This is a genomic window from Brevibacillus brevis (assembly GCF_900637055.1).
Classification (GTDB): Bacteria; Bacillota; Bacilli; order Brevibacillales; family Brevibacillaceae; genus Brevibacillus; species Brevibacillus brevis.
Genome location: NZ_LR134338.1, coordinates 4,716,779 through 4,736,244 on the forward strand (window position 1 = coordinate 4,716,779; position 19,466 = coordinate 4,736,244).

20 protein-coding genes are annotated in these 19,466 nt (G+C 44.1%); 4 read left to right on the top strand and 16 right to left on the bottom strand.

Annotation, left to right across the window (positions count from 1 at the left end; genetic code table 11):
• Positions 1-87 precede the first annotated feature (87 nt).
• The 5 genes from EL268_RS22660 to EL268_RS22685 all read right to left on the bottom strand — a co-directional run bounded on the left by EL268_RS22660 (position 88) and on the right by EL268_RS22685 (position 5,538).
• Positions 88-849: a DUF4253 domain-containing protein gene (locus tag EL268_RS22660; RefSeq protein WP_106654657.1), complete on the bottom strand. Its 762-nt coding sequence runs from the start codon at positions 847-849 to the stop codon at positions 88-90.
• A gap of 125 nt (positions 850-974) precedes the next feature.
• Positions 975-1,907, bottom strand: a complete 933-nt coding sequence (locus EL268_RS22665) for an iron-hydroxamate ABC transporter substrate-binding protein (RefSeq protein WP_106654656.1) — start codon at positions 1,905-1,907, stop codon at positions 975-977.
• Positions 1,908-2,310: 403 nt separating this feature from the next.
• A complete protein-coding gene (locus tag EL268_RS22675) occupies positions 2,311-4,332 on the bottom strand; it encodes an S-layer homology domain-containing protein (RefSeq protein WP_164724506.1) in 2,022 nt (673 codons plus the stop codon).
• Positions 4,333-4,634: 302 nt separating this feature from the next.
• Complete coding sequence (locus EL268_RS22680) at positions 4,635-5,075, bottom strand: SRPBCC family protein (protein WP_106654654.1); 441 nt, start codon at positions 5,073-5,075, stop codon at positions 4,635-4,637.
• 28 nt (positions 5,076-5,103) lie between these two features.
• On the bottom strand, positions 5,104-5,538 hold the full coding sequence (locus EL268_RS22685) for an Lrp/AsnC family transcriptional regulator (protein ID WP_106654653.1): 435 nt from the start codon (positions 5,536-5,538) through the stop codon (positions 5,104-5,106).
• A 148-nt stretch (positions 5,539-5,686) separates the two neighbouring features.
• Between EL268_RS22685 and EL268_RS22690 the strand changes: the two genes are divergently transcribed.
• Positions 5,687-6,664: an oxidoreductase gene (locus EL268_RS22690; protein ID WP_106654652.1), complete on the top strand. Its 978-nt coding sequence runs from the start codon at positions 5,687-5,689 to the stop codon at positions 6,662-6,664.
• Positions 6,665-6,836: 172 nt separating this feature from the next.
• On the top strand, positions 6,837-8,297 hold the full coding sequence (locus tag EL268_RS22695; RefSeq protein WP_106654651.1) for an MFS transporter: 1,461 nt from the start codon (positions 6,837-6,839) through the stop codon (positions 8,295-8,297).
• Positions 8,298-8,345: 48 nt separating this feature from the next.
• On the opposite strand, the gene EL268_RS22700 is transcribed toward EL268_RS22695, so the two are convergent.
• From EL268_RS22700 to EL268_RS22725, 6 genes are all read right to left on the bottom strand, one after another.
• Entirely contained in the window at positions 8,346-9,569 is a 1,224-nt protein-coding gene (locus EL268_RS22700; RefSeq protein WP_106654650.1) for an MFS transporter, read from the bottom strand.
• A 74-nt stretch (positions 9,570-9,643) separates the two neighbouring features.
• Positions 9,644-10,195 (bottom strand): MarR family winged helix-turn-helix transcriptional regulator, encoded by a 552-nt coding sequence (locus EL268_RS22705; protein WP_106654649.1) that lies wholly within the window; start codon positions 10,193-10,195, stop codon positions 9,644-9,646.
• Positions 10,196-10,304: 109 nt separating this feature from the next.
• Positions 10,305-10,967, bottom strand: a complete 663-nt coding sequence (locus tag EL268_RS22710) for a formylglycine-generating enzyme family protein (protein WP_106654648.1) — start codon at positions 10,965-10,967, stop codon at positions 10,305-10,307.
• A 2-nt stretch (positions 10,968-10,969) separates the two neighbouring features.
• On the bottom strand, positions 10,970-11,338 hold the full coding sequence (locus EL268_RS22715) for a DUF4180 domain-containing protein (protein WP_106654647.1): 369 nt from the start codon (positions 11,336-11,338) through the stop codon (positions 10,970-10,972).
• Between the two features lie 11 nt (positions 11,339-11,349).
• Complete coding sequence (locus tag EL268_RS22720; RefSeq protein WP_106654646.1) at positions 11,350-12,006, bottom strand: TetR/AcrR family transcriptional regulator; 657 nt, start codon at positions 12,004-12,006, stop codon at positions 11,350-11,352.
• A 130-nt stretch (positions 12,007-12,136) separates the two neighbouring features.
• Positions 12,137-13,156, bottom strand: a complete 1,020-nt coding sequence (locus EL268_RS22725) for an AraC family transcriptional regulator (protein ID WP_106654645.1) — start codon at positions 13,154-13,156, stop codon at positions 12,137-12,139.
• Between the two features lie 142 nt (positions 13,157-13,298).
• Between EL268_RS22725 and EL268_RS22730 the strand changes: the two genes are divergently transcribed.
• Together EL268_RS22730 and EL268_RS22735 are read left to right on the top strand one after the other, a co-directional pair.
• Positions 13,299-13,874, top strand: coding sequence for an NAD(P)H-dependent oxidoreductase (locus EL268_RS22730; protein ID WP_106654644.1), 576 nt, complete (start codon positions 13,299-13,301; stop codon positions 13,872-13,874).
• 117 nt (positions 13,875-13,991) lie between these two features.
• On the top strand, positions 13,992-14,522 hold the full coding sequence (locus tag EL268_RS22735; RefSeq protein WP_012685152.1) for an ECF transporter S component: 531 nt from the start codon (positions 13,992-13,994) through the stop codon (positions 14,520-14,522).
• Positions 14,523-15,135: 613 nt separating this feature from the next.
• On the opposite strand, the gene EL268_RS22740 is transcribed toward EL268_RS22735, so the two are convergent.
• From EL268_RS22740 to EL268_RS22765, 5 genes are all read right to left on the bottom strand, one after another.
• On the bottom strand, positions 15,136-16,476 hold the full coding sequence (locus tag EL268_RS22740; RefSeq protein WP_106654642.1) for a DUF3238 domain-containing protein: 1,341 nt from the start codon (positions 16,474-16,476) through the stop codon (positions 15,136-15,138).
• Positions 16,477-16,567: 91 nt separating this feature from the next.
• Complete coding sequence (locus EL268_RS22745; protein ID WP_307724167.1) at positions 16,568-17,014, bottom strand: sigma factor-like helix-turn-helix DNA-binding protein; 447 nt, start codon at positions 17,012-17,014, stop codon at positions 16,568-16,570.
• A 180-nt stretch (positions 17,015-17,194) separates the two neighbouring features.
• Positions 17,195-17,380: a hypothetical protein gene (locus EL268_RS22750; RefSeq protein WP_232030011.1), complete on the bottom strand. Its 186-nt coding sequence runs from the start codon at positions 17,378-17,380 to the stop codon at positions 17,195-17,197.
• Between the two features lie 98 nt (positions 17,381-17,478).
• Positions 17,479-17,685, bottom strand: a complete 207-nt coding sequence (locus tag EL268_RS22755) for an XtrA/YqaO family protein (protein WP_106654702.1) — start codon at positions 17,683-17,685, stop codon at positions 17,479-17,481.
• A gap of 1,108 nt (positions 17,686-18,793) precedes the next feature.
• Complete coding sequence (locus EL268_RS22765; RefSeq protein ID WP_307724182.1) at positions 18,794-19,435, bottom strand: TetR/AcrR family transcriptional regulator; 642 nt, start codon at positions 19,433-19,435, stop codon at positions 18,794-18,796.
• Positions 19,436-19,466: the final 31 nt, after the last annotated feature.

Genomic DNA, 19,466 nt, shown 5'->3' on the forward strand with positions numbered 1-19,466 from the left:
GATTTGCTCATTCCTTCCCCCAGTGTTCTTTGATATCTTGTTATGTTTATTGTCGGAACACGGGAGATATTTCAGGAATATGGCGAGTTAATCCCACCAAAAATACCATACATCCTGTTTCAATAAATAATCAGCGTAATGCCCTAACGAAGGAAACTCATCCAAGACATACTGACAAAAGATGAAATGCTCTTGTGCCAGCTTTAGGGCCTCTTGGTAGGTCTGCGGTCTTGAACCGGCTTGAAAAATCCAAGTATCCTCTGTAACAGCGAGAATCTTGATCCCATACGCCTCCTGCCAGTGCTTTACGATAACGGCCTGGTAAACGGGTAATGGGCATTCATTGTAGCCGCCCATCGGGACCCACAACGGTGCTTCATAACCAGATGCGAACGGCAATTCCATGACAATCAAGGAATTATCCTCTAATCGATCCTGCACCCATTTTTCACTTATTTGAAAGGAGTCCGTCTCTGTTTCACTGAGTTGTTCATTGAGTAGCTCATCTCCTTCCCATATAAGGGAATATGCCTTATAGATGCCTTCAAAGTTCTTTCCTTCCAAACTTTTCAACTCGGATGCAATGTCTGTATACAAAAGGCGAGATTCCACAATTCGCCGAAAGGCATCCTCCACAGATAAGCGGTGAACTTCCTCTAGCTGGTTTTGTACATAGCCAGAGAGTGATCCCTCTTCGTCCACCGCTTCTTCTATCATCTCTAGTATATTATAGCTAGGCAGGACCAAGATGCTGTGCTTATCTACCTTTGTAGCAGGTGCCGAGAAGTCTTCCGCAGCAACCACTTCTATGTCACATTCCTTTAGGTAATTCGACAACTCTTCTACCATCGTCACACCTCTTTTTTCTGTTGTTTTGTTCAAAGCATAGGATTACTCATCTAGTTTACTTCAATTTCCAGATACAGTGAAAATGAACAAAAAGCAAAAAGAAAAATGCTTGGATTCCCAAGCATTTAAGATTTGGCAAGAAACTGTTCCGTAAAGATTTTCAGTAGATATTCGAGTGTGGTCGGATCACTGTAAGTGGAAGCTTCTTTGTCAATCTCAATGATACGATCTTGTTTGACAGCCGGAATGTTTTTCCATGTCGCAGATTGCAAGAAATCATTGGTACTACCATTTCTTCTGCTGAGGACGAGATAATCACCAGCGTATTCCGGAATTGCTTCCGTCGACAACTTATAGTAACCAGGACCGAGAACGTCCTTTTTTACTTTCTCCGGCATGGTTAAGCCCATCGCTTGATAGAGGATTTCCGTACCACGCGCCCAGTTATTTCCGAAAACATAAAAATCTTTCGTGTCATACTCGATGACAGATACTGTTGCGTTTTCACCGATTTTCGCTTTAATTTGTTCACCGGCTGTTTTTGCACGGTTCTTGAAATCATCAATCCACGTCTGGGCTTCCTTTTCCTTGTTCAACAACTTGCCGATCTCCAACTGCTGCGATAAGTAATCCAGTTTGCCCCACGTAAACACGACAGTCGGCGCAATTTTGCTAAGCTGATCAAGATTTTTCATTTCCGATCCCGCAACAATCAGATCAGGTTTCAGGGCAAGAATTTTTTCCAAATCTGCATCCGATACGACTTCCACGTCTTTTAATTTTTCTGTAAAAAGCGGATTTTGCTTCGTCCATTGATCTACCCCGACAAGTGTACCCTCCATCGATACAATGTTCGGGGCATTTGTAAGACCGATGATTCGTTTCGGTTGTGCCGGAACCTCGACAGGTCCTTTTTCAGATTGGTAAATTACGGTTCCCTCTCTCGTTTCGTTGCCTGCCGCTGGTGTCTCGGGCTGTGCAGGTTGAGCCTGTTGCGTCCCACAAGCGCCAAGCAAGAGCATGAACATGAGAATGACAGGGATGAATGCTTTTTTCATGGTAAACGATCTCCTTACTCCTGATACTAATTTTATGATAGTGATTATCAATCGCAATTATTAACCTACTATAAGTAATTTCTCTTCTACTTGTCAATATTGGAAACTTCACGAGGTTTTGCCTTCGCTATTTTGCGCAGCACATGAAAAAAGAGATAGTTCATCCCTTTTGCTTGATACGTAGTCTGATTGAAGCTCCCGATCAGATATACCTCCAAGTTGGGAAAATAAAGCATGTAGCTGCTTATCATTCTTGCCAATCATGAGCATAGGAAGCTTTCGGAAGCAGGCGCGTGGAAAAACAGAATAAATAAGCTCGATATCGAGTTAAAAATACCGAGCTTTCAACTGCCACTTCTGTCAGGCTTATACATTTGTAGAGTTCTTTCAATAGGCTCTTTCCTTACTCTTGTTTTGTGCTATCCGCATAGGATTTCAGTTCCATCAATAATCGAGCTACATCTGCCTTTGTCATAATCTTGGTAGGCTGCCCGGTAGAGAATACTGAAAGAGCTCCTTTCTTATCTCCACTCCCTTTTAGCAACCTGGAAATCATCTCGTTTGCTTCCGCGTTTGTGAGATTGCGATCTGGACCGAATTGCTTATTGCTGGTTGTTGCTTGTATCAAGCCTCTTTCTATAGCATCTTGCACGGTTTCATAGAGTGGATGAGCTTTATCGATATCGGTAAAAAATTGCTTCTCTCCCGCCACTTCATATTCGTCTGGAAAGAAGTCGTACGACTGCTGGGCTTTGAGCAGAATGCGTAGAAACTCTCCACGGGTGACAGGCTGATCAGGATCTAGCTGGCTGTTTATGACAGGGAAATAACCGTCTTTCACAGCGTACAAAAGCTCCAAATAGTGAGGGTGAGCAGCAATATCCTCTGGAATTTTTGACTGCTTGTAAGCCGTATAGCTCACCCATTTTCCAGAATCCGCATCAACCACACCATCGTCTCCTACCATTCTGTAAACCAGCTTTGGCTCACGACTGACCAGATAGGTTCCGTTTCGCCATTCTGGATATGGCATGAAATAGGTGAGTCGAAGCTCCTTGTTTCCCTTTTCTACCTGCTTTGCTTTTTGTTCATCGATTCCAGCTTTTTGTCCCTGGATCATCTCGAGTGATTGATAGGCTGGAAAGGTGTACATCCCCTTTACCTCTCCATTGACAGGGTCTACGGTTACCCCCGTTTCGAGGTTTTGGACAGGTATTCCTTGCTTCAACCAGCCAAAAGTAATGTAGTAACCGCCATTTCGCTGAAACAGCCATTTCTTGCTTTCTTCTGTAGGAGGCAGATGGATCGCATACAGCTCTCCTTGTCGATCGGGATAGAACTTCTTTATAAAATCGGCCGCAATCGCTTGTGCTTTTTCGTAAGGAATCGGATTGGGATAGATTCGATTCTCTGTTTCTGAATGTTCTTCCTCCACTGAAAAACTCGTAACTTCTCCATAATCATCCATTCCTAAATGGAACCTCATTGCCTTTTCTTTTCCTTGGGCGGGACGAACATAATGGAAAGCCGTTGCACGACTGGAACTCCCCTCCCCAAATCCATCCCATGATACCGCAGCAATGCTCCCACTCGTTTGATGATCACGCTCGGCTTGGAACATCGTGCGTGCAATCTCGTCGGCCTTCTCGCTCTTTTCATAATCCGTCAGCTTTTTATGTTCCTTGCCCATCGTCCTGGTCGACGTTCCTATCGGGATCATTGGGGACTGCTGACTGATACTCTCTCCTAAAAACGTCATGGGTTGATTCGTCATCGCATCAATGAAAACCGGAGCTTTCTCATCGTAAGCATAAGCCAGGATCATTTTTTTCTGGGGCAACCCATATTTTCCGATCTGTTCCCCTGTATAAACATAATGAAGCGCTGGCTTCACAGACTCATCCCACCGTCTTCCTGCCTCCTCCGCTGATATGGCTGGAACAGGAGATGGCAGCTCTCCATCGTACCATTTGCGGCTGTAAGAACCGATTTCACCTTGTGAATCGACAATCACCTGAAGATAGTTCTCCAGAAATGGAATTTCATTTTCTACGCGAACAAAATGAAAAACGTGATTCATTACCTGTGGAGGAAGGGAATCGTCAACCTGATATTCATTTGCCTTGGAAATATGCCCTTGCACTTCAGGGGCAACTGTATTTATGAATGCTTCCGCCTTTTTCAAAGCCTCTTTCTCTGAAATGATACCAACAGCCGTTTCTTTGGGATTATCATCCATAAATCTTGTAAACTGGACCAATTTTCCTGTTGTTGCGTCCACATCTATGTATATTCTTTCATTCCCGCCTTTTTCTTTGACCCAATAGCTCGTCCAAACCGCTCCGTTTTGACCCAAAGCGATGGTCTCATCGAGATAGATATCTTCCACAGCGTAACCAGTCGTATCAATGAGTATCTTTTTCATGAGTGGGATAACCTGTTCCTCTGTAAGATAAGAAGACGGTCCCGCTGCAAGTGCAGTTGTAACTATACCTGTTTTTTCATTCATCATTGGTACGCTGGAAAAATAACACCCCATGATTGCTAGCATTGTTGCTGATTTTATGAAAAGAGACCGCTTCATGACCTCACCCTTATATTTTTTTCTTGATTATACCAATATATTGAAAAAATGTTTGTATTTCCATTGTGCGATCACAAAAAAAACTGCACCCCCTTGTGAAACGTAGAAACGGGAGGCGCAGTCTATTGGCGACGAGAACTCGTTCAATCGTTCATGGAGACATATTGCCTGATTTCATTCAGAACTTCTTCCCAATGAAGCTTCATTTGCTCCCTTGTGTTCATGTGATCCAAATTCTCTTGATGAAAACTAATTGTCGTTCGGTCAGGCTTGTCGGATAGCAGCCGGATTTGCAAGGTGGACGGCTTTTCCCATTCCTTCATCGACCACTTTAAACGAAACTGCCGAAACGGCTTTACAACACGAAATTGACCCGATATTCCTTCGCTGGAAGTAAACGTCTCCCCCTCGCTAAAGGTAAGGTTCGATACATGTCCAAGCCATAATTTCATCCCTTCGGACGAGGTTAAAAACGCCCATGCCTGTTCCGGGGTAATGGGCATCGTCCTGCGAACGCCTACTTGGAAGCCTGTCGCTGCCGTTTGTCCAACGATTTTGCTTGATTCGGTTTTTTGATCCTTCATCGGAACACCTCACCAATCTAGTTTGATTTTACTCCGTACTTGGAACCAAACTTTTATTCTCGAATGTCTTCGAGAGCACAATCAAAGGTGTTGAAAATCCGTAAGCATGGCACGTATCCAGAAAGGCAGCCAGTGACTCGGTCGTCTCAGTCAGCACCTTCATCAAATAATTGTACTCCCCGCTGATTCTGTAGAGATCGACAATCTCAGGTGCTCGTTCGCAAAATGCGATGAAATCCTTACACACACTCGTTTTAAACAGGACAAATGCAGTGGTGTGCTTGCCTAGCTTCTGGGGAGAAAGCTCCGTCCGATAAGCAGTTATGACGCCTTGCTCCTCCAGCTTTCTCACTCTTTCCGTTACAGCTGGCTGCGACATCGCGATCATACGGCTCAACTCGGAAATGGGAATCCGGGCATGATCGTGAAGCACCGACAAAATTTTATGATCGATTTGGTCCATCCACACATCACCTCATTTTTCGAAAGTGGAATACCTAAAACAAATAAAATTCTAAGGCATACGACTTGAAACCCCTTCAAAAACTTATGTAAATTGTATGCGATCTCCCATAAAATGTCACTCATAAACAGAAGAGGAGAATGAGAACATGACATTTACCGTAAACGAACCAATCAACATAGGCAGCTTGCGCTTAAAAAACCGACTCATCATGTCGCCCATGCAGCAGTATAGGGGCACTCCGGAAGGTTTTGCCACGGACCATCATATCGAATTTTACAGCCGAAGAGCCAAGCATGTATCCCTAGTGATTGTGGAATCGACCGCCGTATCAGCCAACGGCAGACTGTTTCACAACGACATCGGCATTTTTACCGACCAACATGTGGAGCCTTTACGCAAAATAACAGAAGCTGTTCACTCAGAGCACACCCCAATCTTCATCCAGTTGTCGCACGGCGGAAGGAAGGCTTCGCCTGAGGTAACAAAGCAATTGGTCGCTCCAAGTGCGATTGCGTACGATGATTCCTACGGAACGCCTAAGTCGCTGACTCTTGCCGAAATGAAAAGCATCGTCGAAGAATACCGTTTGGCGGCAAAGCGAAGCGTTGAAGCAGGCTTTGATGGCATTGAACTTCACGCGGCGCACGGCTTTTTGCTTCATCAATTTTTATCGCCTTTGTCCAACACGCGAACGGATGCCTATGGTGGTACTCCTGAGAACAGGGCACGATTTCTGAAAGACGTACTTCTGGCGATTCGAGCCGAAGTAGGACGGAATTATCCGGTTATCATCCGTGTTTCTGCCACAGATTTTGTCCAAGGCGGTCTAACCCCAGAAGACTGGGTGCAAATGCTAAAGCCGCTTGAGTCCGAATTGGATGCAATCGATGTCTCAACAGGGGGACTGCTCCCAATCCAGCCTAGTGACGTCTATCAGGCTTATCAGTTGCCTCACGCAGCTGCGATCAAACAACATTTCAGCATTCCGGTCATTGCCGTAGGAAAAATCTATAGCCGCAGTCTCGCCAATCGAATTCTCGAAGACCAACTCGTCGATAGTGTCGCGATTGGTCGCCCACTCTTGGAAGACCCTGATTATGCAGAACGTCTTTTATTTGCCTAACGGAGCAAACCTGGAATGGCATTCATCTAAAGGGGAGACCACGCAGTAGCCGGCATTTTTCCATAAAAATCAACGATATCGACACAGGAATGACCCGAATTTGTTCACTTTCTTCATCAAAAAAAATGTTAGGATAGAGGCATCACTTCATAAAAAATGAGGAGAGTCACAAGTGCGGGTACATCCAATTTACTTTTTACGTCTTACAGGCCTATTCGATGGCCTTTCCTTATTAGTATTGATGGGCATCGCGATGCCATTGAAATACGTGTGGGGCTTAGACAAAGCCGTAACTATCATCGGAAGTATTCACGGCGGGATATTTTGCTTGTACGCTCTGGCGATACTCTATGCGGCCACTCGCGTCAGATGGAGCATGCTCTGGTCTCTTGCTGCGTTACTCGCCGCTTTTGTACCGTTTGGGAACTTCTTTCTGGATCGCAGATTGAAAACGGCACAGGATTTGTATCCTCTGAAGCCGTTTAATAATGCCCTGCTCGTATACGGCATCATTTTTTTCTCGTTCTTTGATTTGTTCTCGCAGTTGCCGGTCATGAGTACATTTGCTGCTTCCGTAGGTGCCAGCTCATTTGTTATAGGCTTTGTGATCGGTCTGTATTCGTTAGCCAATACCTTTGGCAATATTATCTCTGGCATGCTGACAGATAAGGTTGGTCCATCCAAACCACTGTTGATCGGATTGGTTTTATCAAGCTGTGCCTTGCTGCTGTATCACATCGTCGACCAGCCGTTTCTGTTGATTATCGTGCGAATCATTCACGGATTTGTTGCCGGTTTGATCGTTCCTGCTGCCTTTACTTTCTCTGCGAATAACACGGCACATGAGCAGCAAGGACGAAAGGTTGCTTTCACCGGTACCTTTGTGGGACTCGCAGCGATTATCGGACCTGCATTCAGCGGCATTATGGCAAGCAAAACCTCCGTGCCTTTTGTCTTTACATGTGTAGCTGTTATGGGTTTTTTCCTAGCCATCCTGTCCGTCATTTTTCTGCAATCCACTCAGGCCTGCAAGAAAGAGAAGCTTAAGAAGGACGTTCCAACCTCAGCCTTGATCTTCAATGCTGGGATAATCAAGGCTTACGGCGGTGCCTTTTTGCTCATGTTTTCACAAGGTGTGATCGCTTACCTTTTGCCCTTGCATGTGCAATCGCTTGGATACGATTCGAAATTAAGCGGCACTTTAATGAGCACTTTTGGGATGATTGCCGTCCTGCTTTTTGTGCTTCCGACCAACCAGATTTTTGATCGTGTGGCCCCTTCCAAAACGATGTCCATCGGAATTGGTTTCATGGGCGTGAGTCAGCTGCTTATTGGTCAATCCAACACAACATTGGCACTGTACTGCATGTTAGGACTATATGGGATAGGCTTTGCTCTCTTGTTTCCCTCTGTCAATACGATGCTCATTCAATCGACGCCGCAAGAATTGCGGGGGAAAGCACACGGTTACTTATACGCCTTCTTCTCTCTCGGTGTGGTCGTCGGCTCAGGCCTTTTAGGTTGGCTGCCCTTCTCCATTGAGGAAGGTTTTCTGTTCACAGGAAGCCTGCTGCTCGTGTTTGCCGCTTTCATTGCCATGCATAAGCAACGAGAGCGCTTGCTGAATCAATAAAATAATCGATAGCAGCTGTCGTTTGGAACAATAAAACCTCCTCAACCACTAAGCTAGTGGTGAAGGAGGTTTTGCTTCCCTTTGTTCAGAAGTGCTAATACTTTCAACCGCGGAATCACTACGAATCAGGCATGCAGCCAACAGCCCAATGCCAAGTACGATTGCAAGCAGTACAAAAGTAAGTTCATAGCTGCCAACATTCATCAAACGGATGGACAATATCGGCCCAAGACTTGTTCCCGAAAACAGGATAAACGTATACACCGAAACCGCAATTCCCCGCGATTTGCCCCCTAGCTGTCCAATAAGCGTGATCAGGGAAGGAACGGATAACGCAATTCCGGCAACGAAAAGCACACTCGTACCGATCAAAAGAGACAAGTTAGCTATCATACCGAGGGAAGCCATACTGACCACTGCCAGACCTAACCCGCAGCGTAGCATGGTATGTAAGCCAAACCGTTTTGCCAGTCCGCCCGCCAGTGGAGAAATGAGCATGCCCACTACACCAATCGTTCGAACAAGCAGAATATCCTGGTTGCTAAGCCCAAAATCAGGTCCCGCCAAATAACTGCCCAATACCGTATACATATTAACGAATGACATAAGCAGTACAAGAGCGATTATGTAACTCAAGATGATATTTTTTTGTTTGAACAGGGAGGGAATTCGCTTAATCGGCTCCCAAATATTCACGGTAGCAATGGGACTCTCTTCTTTTGGCAGCCATCTCATCACCACGAGCAGCGTCACGAAATAGATAGCAGCAAGCAGATAGAATACGGCGTGCCAATTGTATTGTTGACTCATTACGCTACTGATCACTTGACCAATGATTCCTGCCGCCAAAAATCCTGTGCTGATAAATCCGATTGCCGTTACCCGTTTTGCCGGAGGGAACATTTCCACAGCATAGGCGAGCGCAATAGGCGAGAACGTAGCAGCGGCAGCACCTTGCAAGCTCCTGAGGACAATGATCCATGCGAAATCATTTGCACTACCAAGCAACAAAGAAATGAGAGTCAGGACAATCATCCCGATCACAATAACGTTCTTGCGGCCATACTTTTCGGACAACGGTCCATAAATCAGGCACCCAATGGCAAACCCAACCGAAAATGCGCTGCCTGCTGCTGCAGCCTGTGTCAACGTAATACTGAAAAGATCGGCAAATATGGTCATAAGGGGAATCGTAACGTATAAGCTCGACATGACGACGATTCCAGACCAGCATAGGATTGCCGTCATGAGTGAGTAGTTTCGCTGTGGCATCGCACACCTCTTTTTCAAATATGTACACACATTATAGTTAGATTATCTAATTATATTTACAAAAAAATATGATCTTATCTTCCCACCCCCAGTTTCTTTTCCATGCTGCTATTCAACTTCATCAAGATTTTTTCCAGCAGCATCCGTTCTTCCTCTTCTAATTCGCTCATAATGGAGGCGCAGGCAGACCAAAAAACTGGCAGTACTCTGGTTACTAAATCTCTGCCTTCCTGTGTTATTTTGACATGAATCTTGCGACCATCCAGCCTGCTTTGCTCTCTGATTATCCAGTGCCTTTTTTCCAGCCAGTCCAGCAAAGCTGTAACAGAAGCACGCCGAATGCCTAGCCTGTCTGCAAGCGAAGAGGGGGTGATAAGTTCTCTGTCTTCATGTAACGTAAGCAACAGCAATACGTCCCATTTACACTCCGTTATGCCGAATTTCTCCAAATTCAAATCAATGACGTCTATGGCGTTATCCCCCAGCCATAGCATCAATAACCCCAAATGAGCCAATTTGCGATCCGTATTTTGCAGAGCTGTTTTTTCCATCAGATCCAAATACGGCTGAATACCTAGTTTTGGCAATTGATCGGATGTATGCTCACACTTGTTTTTTCTGCTCATGATCCACCTTACATATAATTAGATTATCTAACTAAAATCAATGTAATGGATTCTTTTGGATTTTGCAACCCCCTAGAACCTTATTCCAAACACAGATACTCATGTCACCTTACAAGGACCTGGCAAGACGAAAGCCGAGATCATCAATTCGAAACGTGGGGTGACTGCGTCTACGGCACGTCGCCCCACAGCCTCTGGCCTCTTCCGCCCAGCTGCCACCGCGAAAAATTCGGTAGGAGCCGTATACATTCACATCATAAAGGTCCCAGCACCACCCCCAAACATTTCCCAGCATGTCGTAGAGCCCCCACGCATTCGGCAGCTTTTGTCCTACCGCATGTGCTGTACCCTCAGCGTTCTCTTGGTACCATGCGATTTCATCCAGATCGCCGTATCGATAACCACCCGTCCCTGCTTTGCACGCGTACTGCCATTCAGCCTCTGTCGGCAAACGATAGCCATCCGCTTCCTCGTTCCATGCGACACGCTCACCATCTTCCCTTATCGAGTAGCATTCCGTGAAACCTGCTTGCTGAGAAAGCAAATTGCAAAACAAAATCGCATCGTTCCACGAGACATTTACAACGGGAGTCTCTGGGTGGTCATTCGGTCCAGCTGCTTTTTGTACAACCGAGAAGTATAACGCATTCGTAACAGGAACTGGTGCGAGTAAAAAAGCGTTCACCTCGGTTGTCCATGTGGCCTTGATCCGATCGTCCCGTAATTCGATATGCCCTGCTGGGATGTTCATCATGGGGTATGCCCGTTCCATCTCTATTTCACCTGGCTTAACTTCTCGATCGCCTGCTCTTCGGTCGGCAAGAAAAAGATGTCGTTTCCGTTGTTGGATTCATAGATGAAGTCTTTTAGGCTTTTACTTGTGTACACCGAAAAATCTCCTACAATCGCTACTTTCACCCGATAATTGATGAACTTTTGCAGGATCTCGCCAGCAAGGCGTGTTTTCAAATCGAAAAAGCTTTCGTTAATCAATGATTTGTTTATAATGATACGATTACTGTCTGCCTCATAGTGTACGGTTGCAATCAGATCCAGGGCAGACTGTACATCAATAATCAATACCTCGCTTCCACTCACGATCGCAATGTTTCCCACGGCTGCTTCTACCTTTGCAATATTCATGTGTACCCTCCTCATCTTCTATTGGTAATCTGCCTTACATAAGCCTCACAAATATATCGGTTGTCTTCGCCGTTTGCTGGCTGAACACTCGCCACTCGAAAGAAGCTCAAGCCCACAACCATCGCCATGAGTCCGTAGGCAGCGCTTTGCGAATCCTCTACGGACATAAGCCCGGTTTGCTTGCCGTAATCAAAAATCTTGGTGATGCCCTGCAAATCTCTCGTATAGCTGTTCGCAACCACTTCTTGGAGATTGGGGTCCAATGCGGCTTTGGAGAAGAATTGGACAAAGAGTCTTGCTTGATCTTCATGCGGGATGTACATGTTAGCGATGCCATCCAGCTGCGAAACATTGATCCGTTTTTCCTTGTCGTCCACGTATGGCGGCAAGATATGCGTAAGCGTAACGTCCATCATTTCCTTGGCGGTCATGGTGTTTTCAATGTCAGATTCGATTTTCAAGCCATAGTAGGCCAAGAATGCCTGAAAGGCTTCGCTCGTCAAATTATCCTTATTCTTAAAATAATACGTGACGACACCTTTTGAGCAATCCGCATACTCCGCCACCTTATCCAATGTCATGCCATCAATCCCGTGATTGCTAATACAAGTGAGCGTCGCATTAATGACATCTGCTCGGCGCTTTGGTTCCATTCCTAATTTGGGCATGATTTTACCTCGTTTATTTATACTGTACGGTCGGAATAAAAAAAGTGTACACCATGATTTTCCAGTTTGTCAAACGAAGAGGCTCTACCAAACAAAAAAACACGCTTACGCAGCGTGTTCCATCCTAACGTTACATGGCAAGTGCTTGGCGACTGATCCGATATTGCCCCGGTGTCAGCCCCGTCCATTTCTTGAAAGCATTTTGAAAGGCGCTTGGATCTGAAAAATGCAGCAGGTACGCAATCTCTCCGATGGAATACTCCGCTTGCTGCAAATACCCCATTGCCATTTCTTTGCGGACATTCGTGGACAATTCATGATAAGAAGTGTCCTCTGCCTTTAGTTTCGCTTGCAGGGATCTCGTACTCATATGAAAAGCAGCAGCAGTCTGCTGTAAGGTCGGAAAAGCCGCAGGCATACATCCCATCATCCATTGAAACACGCGGTCCGAAAATTCCCGCCCTCTGATCAGCTTCTCTCTACTTTCTTCCGCGATTGGTTCAAAAGCTTTACGCAGCCGGACATCCGAATACAGAATCGGGTATTGCAAAACTTCTTTGCCTATCAAGAGTCCGTTTTCTTTTCCACCAAAGTGAGGCTCCATTCCGAACAAATTCAAATACGGAGCGACATCGGCCGTAGCGTCGTGTGTGAATTGTATCGCCTGTAACGGAATGGCGCGATGACTCATACGGACAAGCAAGTGGTACAAGGAGCTGACCATATCTTCCATACAATGGCGAGACACGCTCCCAGGGCTTTGTCTATGAAACCGCAAGAAAACATCGTTCCCCCGCTCTTCCCAATCCAGCTCGTACCCGCTGCAAAGGATCACGTGATACCGCTGATAAGCCTCTAATGCATCGACGATTTTTTCCGAATGCATCATGACATAGCCAAGAATGCCCAGATCGGCAATATCGGTTAACTGCCCTTGATGCAGCCCGAAATGATCATCCTGCGTGTAAATGGCCGCTTCCTTCATCAAACGCTCGAGCTCCGCTTCGTCAATGCGCGCCTCTACATCTTTTAGCAAGCTACTGTCGAAAGAAATATGATCGCAAAAACGCTCAAAATCAAGCTTCTTGTGAGTAATTGTCTTCATAATCGGATACACCATCGAAATCGCAAACCCATACGCATTTTCCAAGCCCGGAACCTCCTTTGCGTGAATCCACAACATTTATGCGCTTTCGATCATTCATCTGTTCCCTTCCACACGATATGCTGAATACAGTTCAGTTTACCACGATCTGTCGTTTATGGAATCAACTCTACAGGGGGATATGAAAATGAACATTCTCGTTATCATCGGACATCCAGATCCCGAGAGCTATTGCTCTGCGTTGGCGCACGCCTATATGGAAGGAGCTAAAGGCAAAGCAGCACAGATTCGCATCATTGACTTGAGCCAAATCTCTTTTGACCCGAATCTGAAGTACGGATATCGGAAAAGAACGGAGCTGGAGGATGACTTAAAAGAAGCGCAGGACCTCATTCGTTGGGCGGATCATCTGGTCATTGTCTATCCGACCTGGTGGGGTACGATGCCCGCTATCTTGAAGGGATTTTTTGATCGTGTCTTATTACCCGGGTTCGCCTATAAATATCGGGAAGGCTCTTCTCTATGGGATAAGCTGTTGACGGGCAAAACCGCGCATGTGATTGTGACTATGGATACTCCATCTTGGTACAACCGATTGATCTACTGGCAAGCCGGACATCTCGTGATGAATCGCAACATTTTGAAGTTTTGCGGGATTAAGCCTGTGAAGGTTACGGAGATCAGTGGGGTGAATGCCTCGGCGGGGGAAAAGCGCAAGAAGTGGCTGGAAAAGGTGAAGCAGCTTGGGGCGAGGCTTGCTTAACTACTGGATAGTCTCCAGGCTAGAATGATTTACCTCACAATTAAATCGTGCAAAGTGTATTTATTATATCGCTGATTCTGAGTATGATAGTAGTAAAAATAAGAAAGAGGCTACCATATGGATTCTACTTTTTCACCAAGAAAAGCAACAAAGACGAAAACATTGGTTATTAACGCACTTTTTATCGCTTTTACTCTCGCAGCCACCATGTTTATCAATTTACGCCTCCCGATCATGGGGAACGGTGGTCTCATTCATCTCGGTAACGTGCCTCTTTTAATCGCTGCCTTTGTGTACGGCAGAAAAACAGGAGCTATCGCTGGAGCTTTTGGTATGGGCCTCTTCGATCTTATCTCCGGTTGGACAGCATGGGCTCCGTTTACCTTCGTGATCGTAGGTGCAATGGGCTATGTAGCTGGACTCATCGCCGAAAAGGTGCCTGGCAATCGGGTATTTGTGTACGCACTGGCAGTTGTCGCTGCATTGGTGATTAAGATCGTGGGCTACTACTTTGTTGAAGTTATTCTTTACGGGAACTGGATTCAGCCGTTTGGCTCCATTCCGGGGAACGTTTTGCAGGTGGTTGTAGCAGCGGTTATTGTCATCCCACTGGTGGGGCGTTTGAAGAAGATTGTGGGACAAGGTTAAAAAAGGAAGGATGGGGTAGAGCTCCATCCTTCCTTTTTTGCAAAAATAAAAAGATCGGGAAACGCCTGGGAGCAGTACAAATTACCTTTGGGAATGACCGTCGGTGCGTTTATTTAGTGTCTAAAATTTCCAATCCACATTTTGTTCAAAAGTAAAAGGTGGTAATAAAGAAGTGAAGGGATTATATAAATTAAAAAACCTTCAAAATCGAGTAATTTCATTAAAATGTTTCCTTTTGATAGCAAAGAGAAAAATAGTGCTACAATTATACCCGCTAGGAGATATAGGCTGACATTAAAAGAATATCTTCTGATGGAGGATTTAAATGTTATTCTGTTTTCAATCTTTTCAATTAACATTGAGAAAGGGATCCCAACGATTACCAAAAACGGAACAGAGTACATTAGATATATAAACAGTAAGCTAAAATATGAAAAATAATATGTATTCTCTTCACGTATATTCATTGGAGTATATTCTATAGAAGCCAAAAATACACAATAAAAAATTGCAGTCAATAGGGCTGATAATAGTTTGTTCACCTTTATTTCCCCCTTTTAAAATGTCTTTTGAAACAAACAAACTAGGAGCCAATCGGCTCCTAATTCGTCTATTAATTGGAGATATCGAAATAATGTTTTGGAGTTACCTCAAACAAGTAAAAGAAATCATAGAGGTCGTGTGTAAACACTTCTTCATAAGGACCATTATCAAATGAAATGTAAAGTTCATGACTTGGTGCCCCATCATGCCATCCATCAAATCGGTAAGATCCATCTTCTCTAAAAATTTCTCCATCCATCCTATAATCGATTTCAGGTGGAGTAAATTCAAGAGAATCTTCTAGGTAGGGAATTCCAACCGAATGATTTAGTCTAAAATCCATCTCATCTTGGTTTACAACATTTTTGTCCAATTTGACTCCACTACTGCTAGCCCTTGCTGTTTTTATCAAGTTTTTGTTCTTATCATACATTGTAGTTCTATTTACATCTTTATCAATGTCAAGGAGTTCGTCTGTAAAATCGGCTTCGATATTTACTTGAGTTCGAAATCTAGAATGAGATACGGCAAAGTCTCTATTATCGCCCCCAAAGTATTCGACCTCCTCCTCCCAGTCTTCACCAGTTAGCCGGAGTGCATATGGAACTGGATTTTCTACATATTTGTCACCAATAAACGTTGTATACCGTAATTTTACATTATCCACTTCATTATTCGATAAATTCGCTAAAGATTTTAATTTTTTCTTATCAACTACTTTAATGATTGATACGTAATCATATAAAAGATCTTCAGTTTTAACAGATTCATTTCCTTGCTCGCTAATATTTTTTTCAATTTTTGATAGTCGGATTTCCTTTTCCTGCTCGTTTACGGGAATCTTTCCTCGAAATTCATAGACAACCTTTTCTTTTCCGCCATCCAACTCATCACTGAATTCACTTTCACTAATATTGTCTACGATGGTCCCATTTTTAACAACTTCGAAATGTTCTACATTTGGAACATCATTCCAATCAAATTTAATAAATTCACCATTTGAAATAGTAGCAACGTTGACATTATTAACAGGGAAATCACTTGATGAATCAATACTTCTCAGGGTTTTCTTCTTTGGCTCTATTGTTTTTGTACTTAAAATAATTTTGGCAATGACTTCTTCGTCAGAATTAACGGCCATTAATGTGTAATTATATGGTTTTCCGGATTCTAAGTCATTATGAACGAATGAGTCATTGGTCCCGTTATACAATTCTGAGTCTCCATGATAGACGCTATATGCTACTGCATCTGGCACTTCGCTCCACTTAATTGTTATTTGGTTTTCATCACATTCAATTTTTACATCATCAATAAATTCTTCGTAGTTAAATTTTTCGGCAGCATACACATTGAATGGACCCAATAGTGTTGATAATGCAACTAAGCTGGATAGTATTACTTTTTTCATCTTTTCACTCCTAATACATTTTATGTAAATTTTCCCTTACCATAAAATAACATATTCTTATATAATAATCCAGTTATTTTACCTTTACCCCCTAAATTTTCCATAAATTCAAGCAAAGAAAGAGGCTACTATTTACCCGATCTGAAATTTTAGCTTGTGCTCTAGTAACAAGCGTCTGAACGCTGCTCTTTGATATCTGCAGCATCCGAGCTGTTTCATCAAAAGAGAATCCCTCACCATGTGTCAGGACATAGCACTCTGGCTCGCGCTCCGTAAGACTTGAGAGAGCATCTTCCAGTTGAAACCTCTGCCACTCCGTCAGGTTACACGGGCTACCTGCTGTACTACGGGAGACAAACGCCTGCATTCTTACCGGGTCCATAAGCTTCTCTCGTTCATAAGCTGCCCGCCGCTCAATGCCTCGTTTGTTCCCTGGCATGCGCCCTGACTTCAGCCACTCTATAACAAATTCAGCACTGCTGATCATTTCACTAATAATCTGTCGCTCGCTTTTATTTGCATCACCATTGCTGATGATTTTTTCTTATCCGTTTTTCATTAAAGCTTCTTCAAACCAAACTACTCTTTTAGCGTCGTCTGCGTCCTTCAATTGGCTTTGTACGCTTTCCAGTGCTTTCTTAGTCCTTTGTAACTCTCAGTAATTCGTGCATGAGAACCACTCCCCATTGCGTCTGTTTACGTGCTTTACTTTTGTCTTTTAGAAACTGTCGTCTCCTGTGTCGCCTAACAACCGTCTTATCTTTTCGATCGTCATTACTTCTGCCGGTCTTGTGGGTACTGGCTTCTTGCATCGGGCTTTAGCCCGTTCTACATGCCTTGATAAACTGATTGGCTCCTTACAACGCTTCTGCCTCTCGCGTATAATTTCGTAGATTCTTGCCACGATTTGTCCTCCTCTCAGGCAAAATAAAAAGGGCGCCAGAACACACCCATAGTAGGTGTGAATCTGACGCCCTCCCGTTTCTCGATATCAGGCTTGTATTAAAATAATTCGCTCTCGCGGTAATCAACTTTGGAAATCTTCCCCTGACTTGATTTTACCACGGTTTCACCATGTTCTACCAGTGGGACTATCTTTGCTTTACCTTGTTTTGGGTCTACCAGAATCATTGCTGGAGTTTTGCCCACCGGAACTGTGATTGTCATACTTTCTGTGTCTATCTGTACATCTTTTGCTCGTGCGCTCATCTTCCGTTCCCCCCAGTTCCTCATGGTATAATATGGTTTAACGAACACATATTTACTCCCGACCGGGGGGCTCTTTTTTAGGAGGTCTTCAATGCCTGAGATTACATGCATTCCTCCAGAGTACAAACCATATTTCGTTTTAGGTATTACTCTTGCTTTCATTGCCCTAGGAATACTGTGGTACTTGAAAAGTAGGTAAGTCACTTCTGAGAGGAATGTGGTTTTTTTGTTGCTTGATTAAATAAACAAAGTATTATGTTAAATCAAATTCTTTCTTGTTCCCGGTGAGCGCTTAAAACTTCACGAATCCATTTTTCAAACGTTTTTTTCCTTCCTCTACATCATGGACATTAAAGAGAAAGCACCAAAAAGGTTATCATCATACGCGGGTTTATCTTTAAATATTGATTGGAACTCCGCTTCACTCATCTCATCGAAAAAACATCCCACGATTGATCCCTTCTCTGTAAGAGAGTTGCCTCTACCCATTTTTTTGCTATCATTTCATACGCTTGAATATGAACGTGCTTTTCGGTGTACTGATTGTAATAGAAATATGAATGTCCCTGCATATTTCTTACCCCCTTCCCACAATTTCGAAAATGTTTAGCACTCGCATTTTTTCTACACTTCGATCTGCGATATTTTTCGATCATTGCTTTCGTCGGGATATCCGTGCAGCATTTACAAACCTACGGGAATATTCGTAACCGCTACTTCTTCAATGAGAAATTGTTCATATGGGGTATTTTCCATAATATGACGAAGAATCACCATTGCCGCTCCCTGCCCTCTGAATTCGGGAGCCGTTCCTACAAAATCGATTGTGCATTTGACGGGAGAAGAATCTGCCAGGGTGGCTTCAAATTCTTTTTTCAAAAAGAGTCCGGCGAGTGTGCCTTTATAGATTCTCAGATGCTTTCGCAGCTCTTTTGGACTTAGTTTTACCGAAGGCGCAGTGCCATCCGATCATGCGGCCATACCAGCAACTTTGCGATCATCCGTTACCGCTACATAAAATTGATTCAAAACGAACATGTGAGCAAAAGCTCTTGCAATGGTTTGCTTATCATTGAAAAAAAAGCCAAGCCACTGTGTGAATCCCTCCTCAAAAATCTGAGACATTTGCTCTCTTGCATCGAGTTCTGCTTGATCCGCCCTGAGCACCGTAAACATGTCCGGTTATTCTCCTTCCTTGTATAGAAAAGAAGTGAGGATGGGGGTGGAAGGCATCGTGAAGTTGTTTTTTCGCATCCATTTCATCATGGCAGTGTCGAATAGAAAAATACGACCATTTCGTCTGGGTCCCCCGAACGGAATTCACCAAGTGACTGACCTTTTTGATAAGCTGGGCTGTAGCGCGAAACATGTTGTCGCTAAGCTGGGCTACCTCGCTTTGTTTGACTCTTGTTCCTCCGCCCGATAGAAACGATTGGGCCATCAGTATTAGCAAATTCGCGAACTCTTCGCCTGTCATCATGTCGTTGTGAATTTCTCTCACAAACTGATCCAATGCTTGTTTGGGTGAAACAGCCTCCTCGAAAAAATCAATGTTCTTCTGCATGCCTGCAAGTGCGTAATCCACCAGTTCATCAAACAAGGTTTCTTTTGATTTGTAATGACGATACAAAAGTCCGATGCTGATGCCAGCTGTATCCGCAATGTCCTGAACATTGGTAGAGCCGAATCCTTTTTGTACGAATAGCTGCATGGCAGCTGACTGTATTTTCTGTTTGGTTGCGTTGCGCATTTGTTCGTATTGTTCTTTGGTGCGGGAGATT